Source organism: Streptomonospora litoralis (assembly GCF_004323735.1).
Taxonomy (GTDB): Bacteria; Actinomycetota; Actinomycetes; order Streptosporangiales; family Streptosporangiaceae; genus Streptomonospora; species Streptomonospora litoralis.
In genome coordinates this window covers 2,065,073-2,087,448 of sequence record NZ_CP036455.1, presented here as the reverse complement: position 1 = coordinate 2,087,448, position 22,376 = coordinate 2,065,073, and the positions used below count along the sequence as shown (strand labels likewise).

Annotated in this window: 22 protein-coding genes; 4 read left to right on the top strand and 18 right to left on the bottom strand. The window is 70.5% G+C overall.

Annotation, left to right across the window (positions count from 1 at the left end; translation table 11 throughout):
• Positions 1 to 149: 149 nt before the first annotated feature.
• From EKD16_RS09015 to EKD16_RS08935, 17 genes are all read right to left on the bottom strand, one after another.
• Positions 150 to 1,289: an alpha/beta hydrolase family protein gene (locus EKD16_RS09015; protein ID WP_131097973.1), complete on the bottom strand. Its 1,140-nt coding sequence runs from the start codon at positions 1,287 to 1,289 to the stop codon at positions 150 to 152.
• A gap of 70 nt (positions 1,290 to 1,359) precedes the next feature.
• Positions 1,360 to 2,553 carry an NAD(P)/FAD-dependent oxidoreductase gene (locus EKD16_RS09010; RefSeq protein WP_131097972.1) on the bottom strand — a complete coding sequence of 398 codons (1,194 nt, stop codon included), beginning with the start codon at positions 2,551 to 2,553 and terminating at the stop codon, positions 1,360 to 1,362.
• A 1-nt stretch (position 2,554) separates the two neighbouring features.
• The gene (locus tag EKD16_RS09005) at positions 2,555 to 2,758 is read right to left on the bottom strand and encodes a ferredoxin (protein ID WP_207391481.1); all 204 of its coding nucleotides are present in this window, start codon (positions 2,756 to 2,758) and stop codon (positions 2,555 to 2,557) included.
• 31 nt (positions 2,759 to 2,789) lie between these two features.
• Complete coding sequence (locus EKD16_RS09000; RefSeq protein ID WP_131097971.1) at positions 2,790 to 3,989, bottom strand: amidohydrolase family protein; 1,200 nt, start codon at positions 3,987 to 3,989, stop codon at positions 2,790 to 2,792.
• On the bottom strand, positions 3,986 to 4,573 hold the full coding sequence (locus tag EKD16_RS08995) for an amino acid synthesis family protein (protein ID WP_131097970.1): 588 nt from the start codon (positions 4,571 to 4,573) through the stop codon (positions 3,986 to 3,988). Before EKD16_RS08995 ends, EKD16_RS09000 begins: the two co-directional genes overlap by 4 nt.
• Before the next feature lie 220 nt (positions 4,574 to 4,793).
• Entirely contained in the window at positions 4,794 to 6,086 is a 1,293-nt protein-coding gene (locus EKD16_RS08990) for a TRAP transporter large permease (protein ID WP_131097969.1), read from the bottom strand.
• Positions 6,087 to 6,151: 65 nt separating this feature from the next.
• A complete protein-coding gene (locus EKD16_RS08985; RefSeq protein ID WP_131097968.1) occupies positions 6,152 to 6,658 on the bottom strand; it encodes a TRAP transporter small permease in 507 nt (168 codons plus the stop codon).
• Positions 6,658 to 7,728, bottom strand: coding sequence for a TRAP transporter substrate-binding protein (locus tag EKD16_RS08980; RefSeq protein ID WP_165498539.1), 1,071 nt, complete (start codon positions 7,726 to 7,728; stop codon positions 6,658 to 6,660). Before EKD16_RS08980 ends, EKD16_RS08985 begins: the two co-directional genes overlap by 1 nt.
• 620 nt (positions 7,729 to 8,348) lie before the next feature.
• The gene (locus EKD16_RS08975) at positions 8,349 to 10,016 is read right to left on the bottom strand and encodes a thiamine pyrophosphate-binding protein (RefSeq protein ID WP_131097966.1); all 1,668 of its coding nucleotides are present in this window, start codon (positions 10,014 to 10,016) and stop codon (positions 8,349 to 8,351) included.
• Positions 10,013 to 10,795 carry an SDR family NAD(P)-dependent oxidoreductase gene (locus tag EKD16_RS08970; protein WP_207391480.1) on the bottom strand — a complete coding sequence of 261 codons (783 nt, stop codon included), beginning with the start codon at positions 10,793 to 10,795 and terminating at the stop codon, positions 10,013 to 10,015. Before EKD16_RS08970 ends, EKD16_RS08975 begins: the two co-directional genes overlap by 4 nt.
• Complete coding sequence (locus EKD16_RS08965) at positions 10,792 to 11,070, bottom strand: hypothetical protein (protein WP_207391479.1); 279 nt, start codon at positions 11,068 to 11,070, stop codon at positions 10,792 to 10,794. The genes EKD16_RS08970 and EKD16_RS08965 overlap by 4 nt, the downstream gene beginning before the upstream one ends.
• Positions 11,071 to 11,092: 22 nt before the next feature.
• Entirely contained in the window at positions 11,093 to 11,608 is a 516-nt protein-coding gene (locus tag EKD16_RS08960; protein ID WP_131097965.1) for a 3-phenylpropionate/cinnamic acid dioxygenase subunit beta, read from the bottom strand.
• Positions 11,609 to 11,613: 5 nt separating this feature from the next.
• The gene (locus EKD16_RS08955) at positions 11,614 to 12,930 is read right to left on the bottom strand and encodes an aromatic ring-hydroxylating oxygenase subunit alpha (protein WP_131097964.1); all 1,317 of its coding nucleotides are present in this window, start codon (positions 12,928 to 12,930) and stop codon (positions 11,614 to 11,616) included.
• 3 nt (positions 12,931 to 12,933) lie between these two features.
• Positions 12,934 to 13,980, bottom strand: a complete 1,047-nt coding sequence (locus EKD16_RS08950) for a dihydrodipicolinate synthase family protein (protein ID WP_131097963.1) — start codon at positions 13,978 to 13,980, stop codon at positions 12,934 to 12,936.
• A gap of 72 nt (positions 13,981 to 14,052) precedes the next feature.
• On the bottom strand, positions 14,053 to 14,898 hold the full coding sequence (locus EKD16_RS08945; RefSeq protein ID WP_131097962.1) for a DODA-type extradiol aromatic ring-opening family dioxygenase: 846 nt from the start codon (positions 14,896 to 14,898) through the stop codon (positions 14,053 to 14,055).
• The gene (locus EKD16_RS25730) at positions 14,898 to 15,149 is read right to left on the bottom strand and encodes a hypothetical protein (protein ID WP_207391478.1); all 252 of its coding nucleotides are present in this window, start codon (positions 15,147 to 15,149) and stop codon (positions 14,898 to 14,900) included. Before EKD16_RS25730 ends, EKD16_RS08945 begins: the two co-directional genes overlap by 1 nt.
• A 469-nt stretch (positions 15,150 to 15,618) precedes the next feature.
• A complete protein-coding gene (locus tag EKD16_RS08935) occupies positions 15,619 to 16,254 on the bottom strand; it encodes a TetR/AcrR family transcriptional regulator (protein WP_165498538.1) in 636 nt (211 codons plus the stop codon).
• A gap of 226 nt (positions 16,255 to 16,480) precedes the next feature.
• On the opposite strand from EKD16_RS08935, the gene EKD16_RS08930 reads away from it, so the two are divergent.
• Positions 16,481 to 17,734: an FAD-dependent oxidoreductase gene (locus tag EKD16_RS08930; RefSeq protein ID WP_131097959.1), complete on the top strand. Its 1,254-nt coding sequence runs from the start codon at positions 16,481 to 16,483 to the stop codon at positions 17,732 to 17,734.
• Positions 17,735 to 17,852: 118 nt separating this feature from the next.
• Here the strand turns inward: EKD16_RS08930 and EKD16_RS26050 are convergent, their stop codons facing one another.
• Positions 17,853 to 18,296, bottom strand: coding sequence for a beta-galactosidase trimerization domain-containing protein (locus EKD16_RS26050; RefSeq protein ID WP_131097958.1), 444 nt, complete (start codon positions 18,294 to 18,296; stop codon positions 17,853 to 17,855).
• 208 nt (positions 18,297 to 18,504) lie between these two features.
• Here EKD16_RS26050 and EKD16_RS08920 point away from each other — a divergent pair, with 208 nt between their 5' ends.
• The 3 genes from EKD16_RS08920 (at position 18,505) to EKD16_RS08910 (ending at position 22,334) form a co-directional block, all read left to right on the top strand.
• Positions 18,505 to 19,053: a substrate-binding domain-containing protein gene (locus EKD16_RS08920; RefSeq protein ID WP_242677304.1), complete on the top strand. Its 549-nt coding sequence runs from the start codon at positions 18,505 to 18,507 to the stop codon at positions 19,051 to 19,053.
• Between the two features lie 491 nt (positions 19,054 to 19,544).
• Positions 19,545 to 21,092, top strand: a complete 1,548-nt coding sequence (locus EKD16_RS08915; RefSeq protein WP_131097956.1) for a cellulose-binding domain-containing protein — start codon at positions 19,545 to 19,547, stop codon at positions 21,090 to 21,092.
• 318 nt (positions 21,093 to 21,410) lie between these two features.
• Complete coding sequence (locus tag EKD16_RS08910) at positions 21,411 to 22,334, top strand: LysR family transcriptional regulator (RefSeq protein ID WP_131097955.1); 924 nt, start codon at positions 21,411 to 21,413, stop codon at positions 22,332 to 22,334.
• Positions 22,335 to 22,376: the final 42 nt, after the last annotated feature.

The window sequence follows — 22,376 nt, the reverse complement described above, 5'->3', positions numbered from 1 at the left end:
TTATCGTTACCCGGGCTGCCCGCGCTCCCTGCCGGGACGCGGGCAGCCCGGGAAGCCCGGGAAGCCGGGAGAACCCGAGGGAACAGCGGATCGTAGCGAGAACCTCACGCCGGTGCTTCCGGAGTTACTACTCCGGAGCCATCGCGGCCTCAGATTCTGTGCGCCATCCAGTCGGCCAGCCTCGCCGCGGCGACGGCCAGGTAGTCGTAGTTGCAGTGCAGCGAACCGGCCCCGCTGTAATAGTCGACGGTCACGTCCTCAACCGTCAGCGCCGCTTGGAAGCGGCGCGCGCCCTCGATGTCCATGATGATGTCGTTCTCACCGTGCATGACGTATACCGGTACGTCCAGCTTCTCGGCGACGCCGTCCAGGGTGAAACGGGCGAGCTTCTCGCGGGCCTCGGCGTCGTCCTTCGATCCGGACAACCACTGAAGCTGCTCCTGCAACGGCGGGTAGTACTCGTAGAAGTCCGTCAGGATGCTCCAGGTGCCGCACCACGCGGCCACGGCCTTGACGCGGGGCTCGAAGGCCGCCGCGCGCGGCGCGTAGTACCCGCCGAAGCTGACTCCGGCGAGGCCGAGGCGGTCGATGTCGATGTCGCCGCGCTCGGCCAGGAAGTCGAGGATGGCCTTCACGGGGACCTCGTAGTCGTGGCGGCTGTACATCTGCTTGAAACGCAGGGAGCTGCCGCGCCCGGGGGTGTCGACCATGACGACGTTCATGCCGCGGGCCGGGAACTCGGTTCCGCCGAGGAAGTACAGTTCCTCCGCCCACGAGTCGGCGCCGCCGAGCATGAGCACCGTGGGGCGCTTGCGGCCCGAGGCGTCGGGACGGACGACGTAGCCGTCCATCGTCTGCCCCTCGAACGGAACGTTGATCCGTTCGATGAGCCCGCCGGTGAGCTCCGCCGCCTCTTGGAAGTTGCGCGTCCCCTCGGTATAGGCCTCGTTCCTGCGCGGGTCGGTGGAGGCGAGGAAGAACTCGGAATGCCGCCAGTAGCTCATCGAGCGGAACAGGGCGCGGCGGCCGGTGGTGATGTCGCCCGCCGCCAGGGCGGCGCGGCCGGCCTCCGCGGTCTCCTTGGCGGTGCGGCTCCACTCCTGCTGCCAGACCTCGGGGTCTGTGGTCTGCGAACCGATACGGGCCGCCGTGCGCGCGCACTCGAACAGGTCGGATCCCCCGACCGCGACCTGGGCGAGGAGGCGCATGGTCTGCAACGACCAGTCCTCATGCTGGGGAAACAATTCGATGATGGACAGGGCGTCGCCCTGAGGCTTGGTCTCGGTCACGTCTACTCCTGTTGTTCTGTTGGTCGTTTCGGCCGTTCCGGAAGAGGGCTCGCGGGCGGTTGCCGGTTCCTCATCCGCCGATCCGCGACGGCTTCTCGCTGACGTCGTCCCAGCGGACCTGGTCACGGATAGCGGTGCGGTAGCGGGCCAGTTCACGGGGCGCGTTGACGCACACCGCGCCCCTCACCAGGCCGTCGCGCCCGAACAGCGCCACGAGCCTGTCGTCGTCGCATTCCTTGATGGCGACCTCGCTCGCCGCGGTCGCGCGCCCCACGAAGCGCATCCGGGCCTCGTACTGGTCGGTCCAGAAATAGGGGACCGCGCTGAACGCCTCGCCCTGCCCCAGCAGGGTGTGGGCGGCGCGCCGCCCCTGTTCGACGGCGTTCGTCCAGTGCTCGACGCGGATCTCCTCGTCGAACAGCGGGTTGTACCAGCGTGCGACGTCGCCTGCCGCCACCACACCGGGCACCGAGGTCGACAGGTCCGCGTAGCAGAGCACACCGTTGGCCGTCTGGACGCCGCTGCCGTCGAGCCACTCGGTCGCCGGACTCGCCCCGACTCCCGCGGCGACGATGTCGGCGCCGACGACGCGCCCATTGCTCAGCGTGAGGACGGCGCCGTCGCCGCGGCGCTCGATCGTCTCCACGGTGCACGTGCAGACGACCTCCACCCCGTTGCGTTCGTGCAGGGTGCGGAACCAGCCCCCGACCTCGTCGCCCAGAGCACGGCCCAGCGGGACCTGCCCGACCTCGATGACCGTGACGTCGAGCCCGAGTTGCCGGGCGGTCGCGGCGATCTCCAATCCGATGAACCCGGCTCCGATGAGAACCAGGTGCCGACCGGGGCGCATGCGCTCGCGAAGCCGCAGGCTGTCCTCGATCGACCGGAGGACCTGGACGGGCGGGGCGTTCTCCGTGCTGGGCAGGCGGCGCGGCCGCGAACCGGTGGCGATGACGAGGCCGTCGTATTCCACTCGCGTGCCGTCGTCGAGCACCACCGCGCGCCGCGCGGTGTCGAGCCGGACGGCGGCGCTCCCGAGCCGGGTGGTCACGGCGTTGTCGGTGTACCACTCGGGTGCGCGAAGGCCCAGCTTCTCCATCGCCACGCCGCGCAGCAGCGCTTCCTTGGACAGGGGCGGCCGGTCGTAGGGCAGTTCGTTCTCCGCTGAGATGAGCGTGACGTCGCCCTCGAACCCGCGCTCCCGGAGCGCCTCGGCGGCGTGCACCCCGGCCAGCGAACCCCCGACCACGACGATCCGCCGCATGTCAGGAATTCTCGATGGAGATCGCACGTGCGGGGCACCCTCGTACGGCGGCCTCGGCCTCGGCGCGGCGGTCCTCGGCCGGGGTCTCGTCGAGCAGCACCGCCTTGTCGGTGCCGTCGTCGATGTCGAACAACCCGGGGCTCTCGATCAGGCAGTTCGCGTACCCCTGGCACGCGTCCAGATCGAGGACCAGCTTCATTGCCATGTGCTGTCACCTCCGTGACGTCGTTCGAGGCTCAGTGAGCGCTCGACTCCAGGTGCGGGATCCGCGGTTCGACGGTTGCGCTGCGCGCGGAAGCGGGGGTGTTGCGGCTTCTCAGTGCGCGAACGCCGCCCGCGGTGATGACCGCGGAGATTCCCGGGATGTCGCCGACGGCGAGCGCGTCGCGCGCGCTGTCGCGGGTCGATCCCCACGGCGCGTCCATGACGACGAGATCGCCCGCCCGGCCCGCGGCGACCAAGCCGGCCGGCAGGTTCCAGGTACGGGCGTTGTTGCCCGAGGCGGCCGCCCACACGAGTGCGGGGTCCAGGCCGGTCAGCGACGCGAGTTCGGCGACGGTCTTGATCACCCCCAGGGGCATGACGCCGGTACCGGTGGGCGTGTCCGATCCGATGACGACCCGGGGCAGGACATCCTGGCGGGCCGCGCGTTCGAGGATCCGCACCGCCGATCTGAGGTTGCCCGCTTGGACCAGCTGGAGCGCCATGCCGGTCTCGTCCATGATCGTGTCGACGCCGTCGGGGTCCAGCGACGTCGGTCCGCCGTTGATGTGACCGCACACGTCGGGCGCCAGCGCCAGCAGGTGCTCGGGCGTGATCGGCTTGCTGCCCGGGATGCTCGCTCCACCCGAGTGGCACATGACCGTGATGCCGTGCTGCTGGGCCCACCTGACCTGGTCGGCCCCTTCAGCGGGGTCCAGGTAGCGCCCGAAGCCGAACTTCGCGAGGACGACGCCGGCTTCTTCGAGCTCGGCGAAGTCGCGCTCCTGCAGCGTCGGCTCCAGGACCACGGCACCGGCGTGGACGGTCATCCCGCCGGGGTGGAAGTTCTCGAAGCAGGTCCGTGCGGCGATGGCCAGCGACTTGACGCCGACCGCGGTGTGCGGGCGTCCCGGGGCGTGGATCTCCCCGGGGCTCACCACGCTGGTGATCCCGCCGTGGACGTAGGAGGCCAGGAAGTCGACGGTCTTCTGCCGCGGCGTGTAGTCGCCGAGCACGACATGGCAGTGGGAGTCGATGAGTCCCGGCGCAATGGTCGAACCCTGCGCGTCGACGACGGTGTCGGCGCCGTCGATCGCCGTTCGCAGATCCCGCGCGTCGCCTACACCGCTGATCACGCCGTCGGTCACGACGACGGTGTCCGCTCCGTCCACGACGGGCGCGTCGATGTCGCCCGAGAAGACGGTTGCGGCCCCGGTGACGGCGAGCGTGCTCACTGCGACCCGCCCTTCGCGGCGGCCTCGGCGACGCTCATGCCGCCGACCCGCGCGTTGAGCCGGCCGCGGTTGGTCACCACGCCGATGATCACGAGCTCGTCCGGGTGGGGCGCGTCGGGAACGCGGATCTGCACGCCGTCGTAGTGGCTGCGCACCCAGACGTCGTCCTTGTAGGCGGTCGGTACGTCGATGACGTCGCCGGCGGCCGCGGGTTTGGTCATGGAGGTGATCCAGGCCTTCCCGCCGCCGATGGCCTCGCGGAAGGCATCGCCGAAGACCGAGGTCAGGGCCGCGTTGACGTGCTCCTGCTCCCCCTGGGAGCCGACGAGCCCGCCCTTGCCGTAGCTCTCCACCGGCTCCCCGAGCAGGCGGGCGGCCTCCAGCCCCAGGGACCGCCCCAGTTCGCCGGAGGAGTCGATGACCGCGGAGAGGTCCTCGACGTACCCCTGTCCTGCATACGGGTTCCGCACGACCGCGCAGACGGCGACCCTGCGCAGTTCCCTGCCGTCGGATCTGCCTGCCGACGAGCGGATCTCCTCGATCTGCGCGAAGGTCTTTCGGACCTCAAGCGGCGAGTCGGTCACTCAGACCGCCTCCTTCTCCATGGTGTTCGCCGGGCTCGTCGAGTCCGGCCGCTGTGATTACGGCGACGCTACGGCCGGCTGTGGCTTCGGCAACATCACCCGGTCGGGTAGTTCCGCGGGTTGCGGGCTGCGGTTCCTCGGGCCCGGGCCGAAGGCAGGCCGAGTCCCGGGGGCGGCGGCCCTCGGTGCCGTCGCCCCCGGCGGACCGGGGCCGCAAGACTCAGCCGAGGGCGAAGAGGACCGCCTGCGGCCAGGCGATGAGGACCGCCAACGCCACGGCGAACGGGATCAGGAAGGGCAGCGTCCCGCGGAACACCGTCACGATGTCCAGGGACGTGTCCAGCCCTGAGGTGATGAAGGCGTTGACACCCACCGGCGGCGTGATCGCGCCGATCGTGGTCACCAGGACGACGATGACCGTGAACCAGACGATGTCGTAGCCCAATCCCGTGATCAGCGGGAACAGCAGTGGGATGCTGATGACGAGGAACCCCAGCGCGTCCATGATCGCGCCGCCGACCAGGTAGATCGCCAGGACGACGAGCACGACGACGATGGGTGCGACCGGCAGGTTCGCCACCCATGCGGCGAGGTCGAACGGCAGCCGGCTGAGCGTGAGGAACCGGCCGAAGACGATGGCGCCGGCCACGAGCAGGATCACCATCGCCGAGATCCGCAGCGTTTCGATGATCGACTTCCAGAACACGGCCCAGGTCAGGTTGCCTCCGATGAGGCCGAGGACGATGGCGCCGAACGCCCCGACCGCGGCCGCCTCCGTCGGGGTGAACAGGCCCGCGAAGAGTCCGCCGATGGCGACGAGGAAGAGCACGCCGACCTGGACCACTCCGGGCAGGGAGGCGAACCGCTGCCTCCAGCTCGTCTTCGGTCCGGGCGGCCCCAGCTCCGGTTTGAACCAGCACATGACGAATACGGTGGCGAGCAGCAGCAGGCCGACGAGGGCCCCCGGAACGAGGGCGGCCTGGAAGAGCTTGGTGATGGACTGCTGGGACTGGACCGCGACGATGATGAGCGCGGTCGAGGGCGGAATGAGGATGCCCAGCGTCCCGCCGACCGCGACCGCTCCCCCGGACAGCCGCCGGCTGTAGCCGTACTTCTTCATCTCGGGCAGGGCCACCGCGCCGATGGTCGCGGTCGAGGCCGAGTTCGAGCCGGAGACGGCCGCGAAGCCGATGCTCGCGGTGATCGTGGTTGCGGCGACGCCGCCGGGAAGGTGCCCCACCCAGGTGTAGGCGGCGGCGAAGAGTTTCTCGCTCATCCCCGTGCGGAAGACGATCTGGCCCATGAGGATGAACAGCGGTACGACCGCCATCGTGTAGCTGGAGAACTGCCGGTAGATGTCCGCGGCCATCAGGTGCTGCGCCGCTTCGACGTCTTCGATGATCACGACGCCGACGAAGCCGACACCGAGCATGGCGAAGGAGACCGGCATCCGGAGGAAGAGGATGCCCAGCATGATGGCGATGCCGAGGATCGCGACGAGTGTCGGTGTCACGGGATGCTCCGTTCAGCGCGGGGGAGGAAGAGTCGGGGGCCGGCGGGCCGGGCCGTCGGCGGGCTTCACCAGATGTCCGCTTCGGCCGACGGGGAGCGCCATGCGCGGGCGACGCGTCCGAGGTCGCCGACGAGGGCGGCGAGCAGGCCGAGGACGCCGACCAGGACCAGGCCCACCAGGGGCCAGTGCATGACGCCCAGGGCCTCGGTGGCGGAACCGGTCGCATACATGTCGCGTGCGTAGTCGGCCAGGCTCAGCGCCAGCTCGGCGAACAGCGCGACGGAGGCGAGCGTGACCACGGCCGCCGTGGCGGTGCGGACGCGCCGGCCCATCCTGGTGGTGAGGATGTCGACGGCCACGTGCGATTTGTGGACTTGGGCCTCGCCGAGCGCCATCGCGGTGACGACCAGGGCCGCCATCGAGACGAGCTCGTAGGTGCTCTGGATCGGGGCGGAGAACGTCCGCAGCACGATGTTGGCGATGAGCAGCAGCATCATCGCGACCAGCGCCGCGCCGCCGATATGGGCGAGGAAGCGCGCGATCCGGTCTGTCGCAGCGACGAACGTCGTCATCACCGGGCCTCCGTTCCGAGTTCCGCGGCGTGCTCGTCGGCCAGTTCGCGCATGCGGTCCAGCACCTCCTGGGAATCGAATCCCGCATCGGAGTGCCGGGCGACCCAGTCGCCGGTGACCCGGTCCATGCGCTCGTCCAGCTCCTTGCGGACCTCCGGTTCCAGGTCGGTCGTCTCCACGCCGTGCTCACTTTCCGCCCATTCGAGGGCCTTTCCGACGTTCTGGGTGTCGTGGAATTCTGCGGCGTAGACCGCCATCTCCTCGCGCAGGTCGAGGATGGCCTGCTGGACATCCGCGGGCAGGTCCTCGAAGGCCTGCTTGTCCATGACGGCGACGAAGCTGGTCGAAATGCCGAAGGGGTAGTCGGTGACGTATCCGACCTGCTCGGCGAGCGAGAAGTCCCGCAGCACCTCGCGGGAGGACACGTAACCGTCGATGGCGCCGATTTGCAGGTTCTCCGCGACGTCGGACATGGACAGGCTGAGCGGCGTCGCGCCCAGGGCCTCCAGCATCGGGATCGTGGCGCCGGAGCTGCGGAGGTTGCGTCCGGCGAGGTCCGAGACGCTCTGCACCGGTGTCTGGGTTTGCAGGTAGGCCGGTTCCGTGGTGAACGCGGTGATGATCTGGTAGTCCTCGAACTCCGCGGGTTCGTATTCGAGCAGCAGGTCGAGGAACGTGGCGCTGCCTACGCGGGCGTTCTCGATCCCGATCGGCTGGTTGATCACCGAGGAGAACGGAAACCGGCTGCTGTCGTAGGCCGGGGAGTCCAGACCGATGTCCACCGCGCCGGCGGAGACACCGCTGTAGATGTCGCCTGCCGCCATCAGGGTTCCACCCGGGTAGGTCTGGACCGTCACCTGCCCGTCGGTCTTCTCCGCGAGCCGGTCGGACCACTCCTCCATCTGCACCGCCGGAAACGACGCGGCCGGTGCAAAGAACGCGTAGCTCAACCGGATCTCCTCGCCGGAGGCGGTCGCGGCGGCGCTCCCTCCCCCGCCCGTACACGCGGTGAGCAGAAGTGCGGTGCCCGACGCGGTGATCGCCGCGGCAAAGCGGTTTCTTCGGGACATCTCGATCTCCAGGGGTATAGCCGGCGAAAAGCGGTGGGAACGAGCGGAAGAGGCGGCGAGGGCCGAACCCCGTGCCGCAGTGAGCGTGGTGAGGAACATTACGCACCGCGCACCGAGCTGGTCGTGACCCAAACGGGTACTAAGTAGGACCGAAATCACAGTGACCAGCAGTCGACGGCTACACCGCGTGTCCGGACCGTTGAAGGTCCGTGCATGTCGTGACGGTGGCGGGGGGCGTCGCCTGCGGACGGTGACGACGAGGGCTGAGGCGTTCGGCGTACGCGCTTGGGGCGCGCTGAACTTTGTGCGCCCTCAGGCGGACATGTATCCAGGCACCCTCCGCGAACCACCGCGGACTTGAGCCGCAGAGGTTGCGGCAATGGGGCGCAGCTCGCTCAGCGAGCGAGCCGGCTTGCCGCCGCGCACGCCGTGCACCCTCCAGCCGGAACCCGGCCACCGGTAGTCGGACACCGGCTAAAAGCCGCGGCGTGCGCTCGGCGGCAAGCCGGCGCACAGCGCTTCGCGCGTACGAGCCTCATTGCCGCAGCCTGAGTGGCTGTCCGGCTCCACAACCTCCCGGCGGGTTCCTCACCAGGACGTCCTCGCGAGCATCCGGCGGTTCAGTGGCCCGCGAAATCCTGCTCTGCCCAGGGGCCGACCACCGTCGGGTCGATCCGGACGTCGAGGACGAGCACACCGCGCGGTTGGGCGAACCAGTCGGCGGCCTGCGCGATGTCGTGCTGCTCCCGGACGGTCACGGCCCGCGCGCCGGCGCCTCGGGCGATCCCCGCGATGTCCCCCGCGTCGGGGAACCGCACGAGGTCGAGTCCGGAACCGTGGTGCAGGAAATGGTGGACCTCGGCGCCGTAGGCGCGGTCGTCGTAGACCACGATCAGGACGTCCAGGTTCAGCCGGACGAGGGTCTCCAGTTCCGATACCGCCATGAGGAACCCGCCGTCTCCGGTGGCGAGGACGGTGAGCCGGTCGGGTCTGGCCACGGCGGCGCCCGCGGCCGCGCCCAGGCCCAGCCCGATGGACTGGAAACCCGCGCTGGTGAAGACGAACCCGGCGGGGTCGGGCACGGACCAGCCCATCGCCGGCCAGCCGATGAAGTGGCCGCCGTCCAGCACGACGGTGCGCTCGGCGGGCAGCATCTCCTCCAGCCGGGCGGTGATGCCGGCGGGATGGCAGGTGCCCTCGGTCGAGGGCGGTCCGGGCGCGACCGGGTCGGCGGATCGTTCGACCGGGCCGAACCGGCTTGCGCCGGGGCGGTCGCCGACCTCGGCCAGCAGCGCGCGTGCCGCGGCGTCGGCGTCGGCGACGATGCCGACGTCGACGCGGGCGTTGCGGCCGAGCGCGCTGTGTTCCCGGTCCACCTGGACCACCTTGACCCGACCGGAGAAGATCGTGTCCCCGCGCGTCGTCCAGGTCGTGAGCGTGGCTCCCAGCGCCACGATGAGGTCGGCGGACTCCAGAGTCTCCACCGCGGCGGGTCCGGAGAATCCTCCCGCGATGCCCACGTCCCGGGGGTGCCCGGTGAACATGCCCTTGACGACCGCGGTCGTCGCCAGGCGTGCCCCCACCTTGTCGGCGAGCGCGGTGATCGCCTCACGCGCCCCTGACAGCCATGCGCCCCGGCCCGCGAGGAGCACGGGACGGCTGGCCGACAGCAGGTCCTCGGCCAGTTCGGCGAGGAGACCGGCCTCCGGTTGCGTACGTCCCGCGGGCTCCAAGACCGGGACGGGGCCGCGGCCCTCTGGCGGAGGCGCGGTGGAGGCCTGCACGTCCAGCGGCATGTTGAGGACGACCGGACGCTGCTCGTCGCGTGCCCGGCGAAAGGCGCGGGCCGTGTCGGCGGCGACCGTGTCGGGCCGGTGCAGGTACTCGGCCGCCCCGCCGGCGGCGGTGATCAGGGCGGCCTGGTCGAGGTAGAAGTTGGAGCGGGTCATTCCGGCCGATGTCGCCCCCGCGACGACCACCACCGGGCTCCGGCTCTTGGCGGCCTCGGCGAGTGCGGTCAGGGTGTTGGTCAGGCCCGGCCCCTGGTGGACGCTGCATGCGGCGATCAGCCCGGTGGTCCGCCAGTGGGCGTCGGCCATGGCCAGGGCACCCGCCTCGTGGCGGGCGCCGGCGAACCGCGCCCCGCTTCGCACCAGCGCGTCGGTGGCGACGAAGTTGCCGCTGCCCACGACCCCGTAGACGGTGTCGATCCCGCAGGCGGCGAGCGTCTCCCCCACCGCTTCGGCCCCGGTGGCGGCTCTTTGTGCGGACTCCTCGCTCACGTTCATGCGGCACTCCCGGCATCGGTGTTGATGACGATCCCGGTGACGACCCGGGCGGCGCTGGGATCGGCGAGATAGGCGTAGGCGCCGCTGTGGTCCTGGGGCCGCGGCGTGGTTTTGAGGGCGCTGCCGCGGGCGATGCGCTCGTCGCGTCCGACGACCCGGTCCGCCGTCGTCTCTTGGCCGAGCGAGCGCAATCCGGCGAAACGCGTGCCGCCGGTCCCGCCCGGCGCGACACCGTTGACCCGGACGTGCGGTGCGAGGTCGGCCGCGAGGTGGTCCACGACCCCCCGCAGGGCCCACTTCGAACTGCCGTAGAGCACGCCGCCGCCGCGCGGGCGAAACGCCGACTCCGACAGCGTCAGCGTCACCGAGCCGCGGGCCGCTTTCAGCGCCTCGTAGCAGACGTTGACCGCCTTCAGCGAGCTGAGGACGTTGGTGCGCCACATTTCCGCACCCGCCGATTCCAACTCGGCCGCGGTGAGGTCGCGCACGGATACGTAGTTGTCGAAGACCCCGACGCAGGCGGTGAGGTGGTCGAGGCCGCCGTCGTCGTCGCGTGCGGCGGCCAGGGCCTCGGCCAGGGAGTCGCCGTCCAGGGCGTCGCCGACGATCACCCGCAGGCGATCGCCGCCGCCGCGGCGCAGCGCGTCGGCGTGCTCGGGGGACCTCTCCAGTACCGTGACGCGGGCACCGTGGGCGAGGTAATGCCGGCAGACGGCCTGCCCGATACCCGATCCGCCCCCGGTGACCAGCATGCTCAGTCCGTGCAGGCCCCCGTTCACGGTGCCGGGCTCCGCGCCAGCAGGGACGTGATGAACTCCGGTTCCTGATAGCTCAGGCAGTCCAGCGCGACCGCGTCGAAGCGGACGCAGGTGTTGTGCTTGGGAGAGAAGATCTCCAGCCGCACCCCGTTGCGGGTCTGGACTTTGCGGACGACGACGTCGACGAATTCGTTGGCCACGACGATGGGGCCGTCGTTGCCGCCGTCGCGCGGGTAGTGGAGAACCTCTCCGTCGTCGGGGTTCTCCGCCTCTGGTCGGGGAACGGCTTCACTCATAGCTGCGCTCCTTGGGTGCTGGTCAGAGGAGGATCGACAGGTTGTGCCCGTTGATGACGGACTGGTCGAGCACGGCGTAGCGCCGCGCCAGCAGCAGCCGGCCGTCCACGCGGCGGATGGTGTCCGTGCGGGCGGCCGAGTAGAGGTTCGGCTCGATGCTGTCGCCCCGGCTCCGGTAGATGAGGCAGTTCGACGACACGCGGAGTTCGTCGTCCCGCTCGCCGGGGTCGACCACGACGTTGGCGACGTAGTGGCGCGTGCGTGAGGGCGGCTGCTCCGCCCAGGCGAAGTCGGTCTCCAGCCGCTCGACCCGCAGTGTGAGCGTCTGCTTGTCGTCGTCGAAGATCCTGGAGGTCGGCGATACCTCCCATTCGGCCTGGCCCTCCCGGGTCACCCGCAGCGGCACCTCGTAGCGGACGTCGTCACTGAGGTAGTCGAGCCAGTCCCGGAAACGGCGCTCGTCGAGTGCGCGGGCCTCCCGGTAGAGGAACTCGGTGGCGTCGAGAACGGTGTCGCGGTCGGGTTTCGTCGCTGCCACGCCGATCACACCCGCCCGGTCATGTATTCGGACCACCGGGACCACAGGTTCCGGAAGTTGGAGTCGTTGACGTAGGGCGTGACCACGTGTCCGGGCCCGGGGAAGTCCGGGTCGGGGGTGCTGTCCATGCCCATGACGTAGGGGAACTCGATGTTTCTGGCCATGGTCGACCCGGCGGAGCGGGTGACGCGCGCCCAGTTCTCCAAGTCGTCCTGCTCGAAGGTCCCCGCCTGGGCGAAGGCGAGCGTGTAGGCGCGGTAGGCCTCCTGCTTGTACTCGTCCGAGGCGTCCTTGGGGACCAGGCACCAGGAGTACATTTCGGTCCTGCCCGGGCCGATCGGGTGGTAGAGCCGCATGGTCACGAACCGCACACCCGCCTCACCGGGGACGATGCTGAACGGCTGCATCAGGAAGGACAGGTTGGGGAAAACGGTCCCGACCGCGGTCCGGGTCTGGGAGAAGACCTCGACCTGCTCGGGCGAGAGGCTGCTGCGCATCTCCTCGGCGAGTTCCTCGGGGAACCCGGCGAAGGGCGGGAAGCCCGGCGTGTGGCCGAGCCCGATGCCGTGCCCCTTGCCGGGGATGCTCGCGGCCCAGCCCTGGCTGTGCGTCGAGCCCGAGGAGGCGAAATAGCCCAGGTTGAACCCGAACTGGTGGGCGACCGGGGTGTGGTAGCCGTCGCCCGAGAAGTTCTCGGCGGCGATCTTCCAGTCGGTCTCGGTCACCCAGTGGTCGGGGGGACCGTGCACCTCGCTGCCCGAGGAGCCCTGCTTGAGGTAGAGGTCCAGGTAGAACTGGAACCCCCCGAGGTACTCCTCGAGCGTCGGCGCGTCCGGGTCGAGCGTGCCGAACACCAGGCCCGCGTAGGTGTCGGTGCGCACCTTGACCAGACCCCAGTCGCGCTTGTCGATCCGGCCCCCGTAGCCCTCCTTCATATAGGGGACCCCGACGAGCTCGCCGGAGTTCTTGTAGACCCATCCGTGATACGAGCAGCGGAAGTGGGAGGCGTTGCCCATCTCGGATTTGCACATCATGTTGCCGCGGTGGCGGCACATGTTGAGGCTGGCGTGGATCTCCCCCGACTCGGCGCGGGCGACGATGAGGTTGTTGTCGGCGATGTAGCGGGTGACGTAGTCGCCGCGGTTGGGGATCTCGGACTCGTGGGCCAGAAAGCACCAGGCCTTGGAGAACACGCGGCGCTGCTCGGTGTCGAAGATCTCCCGGTCGTTGAAGACATGAGCCGGGAACCGCCCCTGGGCGATGCCGTCTCTGATGCCTTCCAGGCCCGCTTCGGTGCGGGTGCCTGCGGAATCCGTCGCCATGGCTCACACCTTCTCGGCGGTCCGGGGGGAGGAGGAGCCCAGCCGCGCCTCGATCTCGGCGGTGATCTGCTTGTAGCGCTCGACGTGCTCGTGCGTCGTCTTGTGGTGGACCTCGGGAACGAGGTCCTCGGTGTAGGGGACCCGGCTCTTGCCGACGTCCATGTAGCCCGCGGCGTTGACGCGGATCTTCTCCAGGGGGATGTTGTACTTCGCGAACTCGAAGAAGTCCTGGCCGACGATGAAGGGCTCGTGGGCCCACCGCAGGCGCTCGGTCAGCCAGCGGGCGTCCTCGGTGCGCCCCTCGCGCAGGGCGTCGCGCAGCGCGAGGACGGGGGCCGGGCCCATGGCGGTGGTCGACGACCACGCCATACCGGCCAGTTCCTCGCCGTACATCTCCCAGGCCGGGAACCAGTCGGTCTCGATCGGCATCAGGGGGAAGCTCGTCTGCGTGTGGGCCATGTCGTTGTGGTAGCGGAACCCGACCGAAGCGCCGCCGGCGTACTTGACCGCCACCACCTGGGGGAGGTCGACGAGGGTGCGGTAGACGGAGCGCGGGATGACGCCCCCGAAGGCGGCCGTGTTGTCGTAGACGACGATGGCCATCTCGGGTACCGCTTCGGCGACGTGCCGGTAGAACCGCTCCATGATCGGCGCGACCATGTCTCCCCACATGGGGCGGCCGAGCAGGGTCCCGGTGACGCCGAGGTCGGCCAGGAACCTCATCCGCTCGATGGTGTCGCGGGTGTTGAGGGTGGTGGCGCCGATGAAGACGGGGAAGTCGGGGTTCTCCGACTGCGCGGTCTCGGCGACGCAGGAGGCGTAGGCCTTCCACTCGTCCAGTGTCAGCGTGTGCATCTCGCCGAGCGTGCCGTTGGTGGCGATCGCGTCCACACCGTCGCGGATGAGGGACCGGATCATGCGCTCGGTCTCTTCGAGATTCACCGTGTTCCGGGCATCGACCTCGTCGGCTCCATCAAGAGCGGGGGTAGGGGGATAGGCCATGACGCCGCGCATGTCGCGACCGGTCACCTTGGGAAGCCTGCTGCTCATGGGGTCACTCACCTTCTGCTCAGTGTTGGACGGCGGATTCGCGGGGTGTCCGCGGGTTCGGGGCGGCCGGGTTCACAGCCGCGCGGCCGCGACTGCGGTCCCGGTGAGCCACTCGGGGACCGGCTCGTAGGCCAGGACGTCGAACGGCACCTGGACGGCGCCCGCCGCCACGAGCCACGTCCGGATTTCGTGGGCGCCGTTTCCTGCTGCGTCGATCTCCTCGGCGGTGTAGTCGAGGAGGCGGCTCTCGTCCGCGCTCTCGAACCGGGCGATGAAGTCGCGGTCGAACTCCTCGTTGACCTTGCCCGACTCCGGTAGGCCCACCCAGTGGGACAGGCCGCCCGTGGCGACGACGACGACCCGCTGGGCCGCGGTCTGCGCCTCGACCGCGCGGCGGATCATCCGTCCGAAGTCGTGGCAGCGGCTCACGGTCGGCCAGGGCGGGTTGACCCCGTTGACGATGATGGGCACGAGGGGGTGCTTCGACTCGGGATCGAGGTGCTTGAAGGGGACGCAGAAGTTCTCGTCGAACTCTAGTCCGCCTTCCACCAGGGCGGGGTCGAAATCCGACTGGAGGGCGAACTCGTACACGTGCCGGCCGAGCGCGGAGTGCCCGGGGTACTGCCGCTGCGCTACGTTTAGGAACTCTCCCATCTCCTCGGTGACCGGCCCGAGGTAGGAGTCGCTCGTCGCGACGGCGAATGCGGGGAGGTTCCCCAGGTGGAAATTGGTGAAATGCTCGACGGATACGGCGACGATCGCGTCCGGCGCGAGTTCGTCGATTCGCCGCCGAACCTCGGTGAACGCCGATTCCACCGCTTCGCGCTTAGCGGGCTCCGCGCGCTCAGGCCATGCTGTGATACCGGGTGAGTGCGAAGCGGTAAACGCACCCACGATACGTCCGGTGGTCTCGGCCATCAGTTCTTCTCCCCCCGTATCTGGGCGTAGTAGTCGGCGCGGTCGACCTTCAACTGGATCGCGCAGAAGTAGATCAAATAGGGGTTGAACCCGCGCTCGTGCATGGATTTGAAGTCGAGTCCGCGCATCGCCGCCCGGTCGCCGCCCGCAATACCGTAGGAATCGAGTATCGGGTCCGGGTCTGCGAGGTACCGTTCCGCCAGGTCCGGGTCCTTGCGGATATCCCACAGCAGTTTGTGGAGGCTGTACACCGGATCACCTTCCTCGTTCCTCTGCTGGTATTGCGCCGACACGGCATGGCAGCGCCCACCTGTTGGCATCCGTTTTGGAAGACCCCTGATTCCGGCCCGCGAAGCGGGAGTTCCCGGTTGGTTCCCAAAGCCTAAGGAAATACTCCGGTCCGTCGCGTTACCCTTTCGGGTAGTTTCCGCGTGGACGCCGGCCGCGCCCCGGCCCGGCGACTCCACGGGCTCGGCGAGCAGGAAGCTGGAGCCGCGGTGATGCCCTCGCAGCGGCGCGGCGGTGGCAGCGCAGGCGCCCCCCGACGCCGCCGATCGGACCATCGGCACCGGCGACTGCACGAACAGGAAGGACAGGCCCCACAGCGGAGGAAAGCGGCAGGTGCGGCCGCCGAGGTGAGCTGCCACCCACCCCCGTGGGCGAGTCCCGCGGTCTTCACCGGGGGTGAGGAGCCGCGGCGCTCTTTCGCACCGGTCGAGCTCAGCGCTCGCGCGCGTGTTCGGGGAGGTCGCCGGTGAGGTAGTGCTGCAGGTTGGGCGCGAGCAGGGCCACCATGTCGTCGAAGGCGAGCGAGGCCAGCGGTTCGACGCGGGCCACGTGGCGGGCCACCGCCACGCCGACGACGTTGGCGCCGGCCAGGGAGGACCGCAGGCGCGGCCGGTCGCTCCCCAGCCGGGAGGCGACCTGCTCCAGGATGCGGGTCTGCAGGAAGTCCCGCAGCAGGTCGGCGGTCTGCTCGCTGGTCAGGGCGGTGCGCATCATCGCTTTCAGCGCGGGTCCGGTCTGCGGGTCCTCCCACAGGCCGAGGTACGCGCGGGCGAACCGCTCCCCCAAGTGGTCGAGGTCACCGTCGAAGGCCCGCTGGATCCGGTACAGCACCTCCTCGGGGATGTGCAGCGTGGCCGCGAACAGCTGGTCCTTGGTGCCGTAGAAGTGGCGCACCAGGGCCGGGTCGACACCGGCCTCGGCGGCGATGCCGCGAAAGGTGGCGCCGGCGTAGCCCTTGGCGGCGAACTGCTCGCGGGCCGCGGCCAGAATCGCCGCTTTGGTACCGCTCTGCCCGGGCCTGCGCCCGCCCGGCCGCCTGCCGGCCCTTTCCGCGTCCCCCGTGGTCATGGCGCCTCCTCCAGCCGTGTCCCGCATGGAACTCTAGCCGCGGTCGGGCGCGCCGACCGCCGCCGGAGGGTTTGGCAGCCGAATAATTCCACACCCGTTGACATCTACAGGCGTGGAATTCTACGTTTGTGGATATCGATCGGCATCGATCCGGCCCGCTCCGGCGAGTCGGCCCTCCCAGGGCGTTCGCCTATGCCCCGGGCATCGAGAACAAGGGAGTTCACCGATGAGCGAGACGACGACCTGCGCGATCATCGGCGGCGGACCCGCCGGGATGATGCTCGGCCTGCTGCTGTCCCGCGCCGGAGTGCATGTCACGGTGCTGGAGAAGCACGCCGACTTCCTGCGCGACTTCCGCGGCGACACGGTCCACCCCACGACCGCCGGTCTGCTGGACGAACTGGGCCTGGGCGAACGCTTCGCCGCCCTGCCGCAGAGCAGGGTCGAACGGCTGACCGCCGGCCTCGGCGAAGGCCGGCAGCTGACCTTGGCCGACTTCACCCGCCTGCGGGTCGACCACCCCTATATCGCGATGGTCCCGCAATGGGATTTGCTCAACGTGCTCGCCGAGGCCGGCGCCGACGAGCCGGCCTTCGATCTGCGCATGAGCACCGAGGCCACCGGCCTGCTACACGAGAACGGCCGCGTCGCGGGCGTGCGCTACACCGGGCCCGAAGGACCCGGCGAACTGCGCGCCGATCTGACGGTCGCCTGCGACGGCCGCGGGTCGATGGTCCGCGGCACGTCGGGCCTGACGGTGCGGGAGTACCCCGTCACCTTCGACGCCTGGTGGTTCCGCGTGCCCGTTCGCGGCCGACCTGTTCCGGCCCTGATCCCGCGCGCCGGCCTTGGCAGGCTCATCATCCCGATCCCGCGCGACGGCTACCTGCAGATGGCCTTGATGGGGCGCAAGGGCACCGACGCCGAACTGCGCGAACGGGGTATCGAGGCGCTGCGCCGCGAGGTCGTGGAACTGATGCCCGAACTGGCCGACACGATCGGCGGACTGGCGAGCATGGACGACGTCAAGCACCTGGACGTGCGGGTGGACCGGCTGCGCCGCTGGCACACCGAGGGCCTGCTGTGCATCGGCGACGCCGCGCACGCGATGTCGCCGATCGCCGGTGTCGGCATCAACCTGGCCGTCCAGGACGCCGTGGCCGCCGCCAGGCTGCTCGCCGAGCCGCTGCGGAGCGGTCGCGCCACCGGCCGGCGGCTGGACGCCGTCCGCCGCCGGCGCCTCCTGCCCACCGTCGCGACCCAGACCCTGCAGCGGATCCTGCATAAGCGGGTGGTGGGTCCGATCCTGGCGGGTCGGCGCCCCACGGCGCCCAAGCCGCTGCTGTCCGCGGTCAGGGCGCTGCCGCAGCTGTCGGCCGTGCCCGCGTACCTGATCGGGGTGGGCGTACGCCCCGAGCGCGCCCCCGCCTTCGGTCGGCGTGACGTGCGGGCGGCCGCGGGCGACCGCCCGGGCACATAGCTCGCGGTGGGCCTCGGCGGTGCACCCGGGCGGAACGCGCAAGACCGCCGTCCCGCCCCGGCGGAGGCGCCGAAGCACTCACCCGGGCCGCCGAGCCCCCTCGATGATCCGCTCCCGCTCAGCGGGGCGCATCGCCCGCCTTGCGCACCACCGCCACACCGCGGGGGGCCAGCGTGAGCGCGTCCGCCGCGCTCTGCTCCACCGGATCCAGCACCTCGCCCGTGATCCCGGCGAGGGAGACCCGCTCCTGCGTACGGTTCACCAGGAACCAGTACTCGGCTCGCTCGTCGGCACGCACCGCCAACTCCACCCGTCCGCGCACCTCGGGCGGGAGTTCGCCGACCACCCCGGCCTCATCCAGCAACCGCGGCAGCAGGTCCGCCAGTCCGTGCGCGCCGAGTCGGGTGGAGACGTAGGCCGCCGATCCGGCACCCGCCGGCCGGCGGGTGATCGCCGCCTGCCCTGCCCGGGGCCCTTCGGCGTAGGAGGCCACCACCGCCACCGAGGGGTCGGTAACGCTGACGTCCTCGCTCCACAGGGTGCCCGCGGAGCCGTCGTCCAGGCGGACGTCCTCCTCGGGTGCGGCGCGGAATGTTTACGTAAACATCGTGTTGCGAGATGTCTACACTGCCCGGTGGCGGGCATCAAGGGATCGAGGAAGCGCAGATGGACCAGGGCTCTGCCCCCGAGCAGGTGCCGCACCGCGCGAAGCGGGTGTCGATGGCCGACGTCGCCCGGCGGGTCGGCGGAACGCCGGCGACCGCTACGGCGTGGTCGACACCGACCAGGTGGGCGGCGCCGCCGCCGCGGTACGGCATCTGCTGGGCCTCGGCCACCGCACGGTCTGGCACCTGGCCGGCCCCGAGCAGTCCTTCGCCGCGCAGCGCCGCGCGGACACCTGGCGGGAGGTCCTGGGCGAGGCCGGGTGCCCGATCCCGCCGATGCTGCGCGGCGACTGGTCGGCCGACTCCGGCTACCGGGCGGGGCTGCGCCTGGCCGAGGAGCCGGAGTGCAGCGCGGTATTCGCCGCCAACGACCAGATGGCGCTGGGCCTGCTGCGTGCTCTGCACGAGAAGGGGCGGGCGGTGCCGGAGGACGTCAGCGTGGTCGGGTTCGACGACATCTCCGAGTCGGGATCTTTTCTGCCCCCGCTCACCACGGTCCACCAGGATTTCGCCGAGGTCGGCCGACTGCTGGTGGAAGGCGTGCTGCGCCAACTGCGCACCCGGTCGGCGGAGCGGGGGACGACGCTGGTTCCCGCCCGGCTGGTGGAGCGGTCGAGCACGGGGCCGCCTCCGGACTCCCCCGGCACCCGGTGAGGTGAACCGCCTACCCGGCACCTTCCCGCGGCGACCGCTCCGTGCGCCGCGCGGACGAGAAAATCGTTCGTCACAACTAATAACCGACGGCCTGGTATACGGACGGTGCCTCGTCGGGAAGCGCCGCCGCGCGGCGGCTGCCGCCGCGCCGCACTCCTCGGCCCGGTGATCCGACGATCGGCTGCTGCGGTGTGCAATCGGGAGCACCCAAGGACGCCGCCGTGGCCCGCCGACCCTTTCGGGAGATCGCCTTCCGAACACCTCGCCGCGGCGATAAAACGTTTCATTGCATCCCTGTCCCCGGCCGCATCCACCGTGTTAGCCTCGTCACACTCAGTGCTATGGGAGCGCTCCCATAGCCAGGGCCGTCCTCGCGAAGAGGCGGGGCCGGTCCCCGTGTTCCCGGACCGGCGCGGCCGCGGTCGAGCAGGACTGCCGGCTCGGTCCACAGGCGCGACATCCCTCTCGACCGGATCGAAGGAGCGACGTACATGGACATCCCCCAGAGAACACCCCGTACCCGATTGCGTTCCGCCGTGGCCGCCGCCGCCGGCCTGGCTCTGGGCGCCGGGCTGCTGAGCGTGGCCGCCCCGGCCGCCGCGGCTACGGGCTGCGCCGTCGACTACACGGTGAACGAGTGGAACTCCGGCTTCACGGCCGGCGTGGAGGTCACCAACCTGGGCGACCCCGTCGACGGCTGGAGCCTCGACTGGGAGTTCCCCGGCGGCCAGGAGATCACCAACGCCTGGAACACCGAGTACAGCCAGTCGGGACAGAGCGTCAGCGCCTCCGATGCGGGCTACAACGCCGCCATCCCCAGCGGGGGCAGCGTGACCTTCGGTTTCCAGGCCACGCACTCCGGCGCCAACGACGCACCCCCGACCTTCACGCTCAACGGCACCGTGTGCGACGGCAGCACCGACGGCGGCAACGACGGTGGAGACGACGGCGGCGGAGATGACGGCGGAGATGACGGCGGCCAGACGGGGGACTGCGGAAGCGGCACCGGCGACGCCGAGGCGGTGCGCTCGGGCGGCTCCTGGACATCGCGCAACGGCGGAGAAACCGTCTACACCGGCGGCAGCATGCTGGAGGCCATGCGCGCGGCCGTGGACAGCCTCACACCGGGCCGCAACTCCCAGGAGCGGGTGGTCGTGCGCGGATCGGGCTCGATGCGGGCCGACCGGTCGCTGGACCTGCCCAGCCACACTTCGCTGGAGGTCTGCGGAACCATCGACGTCACCGGTAGTCCCGAAGGGGACAACGCCGTGGTGCGCGCCCGCGGCGTCCGCGACATCGCGGTGCCCCACCTGAGCGTCACCGGCAACCCCTACTTCGGGATCTTCGTGCGCAACGGCGAGGACATCCACCTGGGCCGCATCGACCTGCGGCTGTCCGGCGGGCTCGGTATCCGCATCGACAACCACAGCGACCGCAGTCAGCCCACCCGCGACGTCACCGTCGACCACGTCTACGTCTCGGGCACGAACAACCACGGCGTGGAGACCTACGGCGTGGACGGACTGGACATCGGCACGGTCATCGCCCGCGACACCGCCTACTCCGGCCTGCTGCTCAACGACACCGTCAACGCCGAGGTGGGCACGGTCGACGCCGACGGCGCCGGGACCGGCACCGGCTACGCCGCCTTCCGCATGGCCAACCGCAACGGCCGCATCGGCGGCTCCTACCCCACCAACATCCACGTCGACGAGGTGATCGCCCGGGGCGGCGGCCGCGGCGTGTTCTGCGTCTCCGAAAGCGGCGGCGCCGTCATCGACCGCGTCGACATCGCCGACACCGGCAGCAACTCGATCCTGATCGAGAACTGCCACAACGTCGACATCGCCCCCGAGGGCGGCTCGGTGGAGGGCGGTGGCACCATCCGCATCGCCGCCCGCGACGAGTTCGCCAACACCTCCGACGTGAGAATCCGCAACCTCAGGGTCACCGACTCCGCACTCGTGGAACGGCCCTGCGGCGACAACGTCACCTTCGAGAACAACACCCTGCAGAACAGCAGCCGCGACGTCTGCTAGCAGCTACCGGGGTCCGGGGCCGGCGCGCAGGCCGCCGGCCCCGGATACGTGGTCTCGCCGGCGGTTGCGAACGCATCCGCCGCGCCGCCGCGCCCTGGTCGCCTCCCGACGACTCGCGCCTTTCGGCGGAATCCGGCTCGGATCCGGTCCCGGGGCGGCTGCGCTGCGCCGTCGCCTTGGCCGGGATCGGATAGGTTGCACTGAGTCCGTGCGCGCAGGCGTTCGGATCGGTGCCGCACCGGCGGTGGCGGGCGTCGAAGACGACCGGAGCGGGTGCGTCCAGGTGCCGGACGCGTCGCGGAGTCGGAGGAAGTTCGGGTGGAGCGGAAGCATCTGGAGTACTTTCTCTCGATCGCGAGCCACGGGAGTTTCACCAGCGCTTCGAACTCGCTGCGGATCGCGCAGCCGTCGCTGTCCTATGCCATACGCGTCCTGGAGCGCGAGGTCGGGGCCCCGCTGTTCCGCCGCGTCGGGCGGGGTGTGGTGCTGACACCCGTGGGCGAGGCGCTGCTCGACCCGGCCCGGCAGGTGCTGCACGACTTCATGCGCGTGCAGACCGCGGCCCAGCGGGTGTCCGGGCTGGTGTCGGGGCGCATCGACATCGCCGCCGTCACCACCCTGGCCGTCGACCCGCTCGCGTCGTTCGTGGGCGCGTTCCGCAACCTGCACCCCGGAGTCGAGTTCCGGATCGTGGATGCGGAGAACGCCGCGTCGATCGTCGACCTCGTCCGCCGCGGGCAGTGCGAGGTGGGGCTCACCGAGCACGGCATCCCCGCGGCGGGGATGCGGGTGCTCGACCTGCCCCAGCAGGAGGTGCTGGCCGTGCTCCCACCCTCCACGGCCGAACCCGAGGGCCCCCTCCCGCTGCAGCGGATCGCCGAGTTGGACCTCGTGACCACGCCGAACGGCACCACCACCAGAAGCGCGCTCGACAGCGCGCTTGCTGTCACCGGGACCTCACCGCGGATCGCCGTGGAAACCACCCACCGCGCCGCCATCGTGCCGCTGGTGATCGCCGGCGCCGGCGCCACCCTCCTTCCGTACCGGCTGGCCATGGAGGCTGCGGGACTCGGCGCGGTCGTCGTCGGCCTCGCCCCGCCGCTCGCTCGCCGCGGCGTCCTGGTCTGGCCGCCGGAGCCCCTGTCGCCGGCGGCCCAGGCGTTCATCGACCTCGTTTCACAGCGGTCGCCCGACGACGGGGCCCAGGGCCCCGGCCCGCTGGACGGCGCCCACCCCGGGTGAGGCGGGGAGCGGGCCGGGGGCTCGGGCGGCGGCCTCGGCGGA

Excerpts from the sequence above, each read along its gene's own strand:
- EKD16_RS08965 (WP_207391479.1), bottom strand. The coding sequence starts at position 11,070 with ATGAGTGAAGCCGTTCCCCGACCAGAGGCGGAGAACCCCGACGACGGA.
- EKD16_RS08975 (WP_131097966.1), bottom strand. The coding sequence starts at position 10,016 with ATGAACGTGAGCGAGGAGTCCGCACAAAGAGCCGCCACCGGGGCCGAA.
- EKD16_RS08935 (WP_165498538.1), bottom strand. The coding sequence starts at position 16,254 with ATGACCACGGGGGACGCGGAAAGGGCCGGCAGGCGGCCGGGCGGGCGC.
- EKD16_RS08950 (WP_131097963.1), bottom strand. The coding sequence starts at position 13,980 with ATGAGCAGCAGGCTTCCCAAGGTGACCGGTCGCGACATGCGCGGCGTC.
- EKD16_RS08915 (WP_131097956.1), top strand. The coding sequence starts at position 19,545 with ATGGACATCCCCCAGAGAACACCCCGTACCCGATTGCGTTCCGCCGTG.
- EKD16_RS08955 (WP_131097964.1), bottom strand. The coding sequence starts at position 12,930 with ATGGCGACGGATTCCGCAGGCACCCGCACCGAAGCGGGCCTGGAAGGC.
- EKD16_RS09010 (WP_131097972.1), bottom strand. The coding sequence starts at position 2,553 with ATGCGGCGGATCGTCGTGGTCGGGGGTTCGCTGGCCGGGGTGCACGCC.
- EKD16_RS08985 (WP_131097968.1), bottom strand. The coding sequence starts at position 6,658 with ATGACGACGTTCGTCGCTGCGACAGACCGGATCGCGCGCTTCCTCGCC.
- EKD16_RS08945 (WP_131097962.1), bottom strand. The coding sequence starts at position 14,898 with ATGGCCGAGACCACCGGACGTATCGTGGGTGCGTTTACCGCTTCGCAC.
- EKD16_RS08980 (WP_165498539.1), bottom strand. The coding sequence starts at position 7,728 with ATGTCCCGAAGAAACCGCTTTGCCGCGGCGATCACCGCGTCGGGCACC.
- EKD16_RS08930 (WP_131097959.1), top strand. The coding sequence starts at position 16,481 with ATGAGCGAGACGACGACCTGCGCGATCATCGGCGGCGGACCCGCCGGG.
- EKD16_RS09005 (WP_207391481.1), bottom strand. The coding sequence starts at position 2,758 with ATGGCAATGAAGCTGGTCCTCGATCTGGACGCGTGCCAGGGGTACGCG.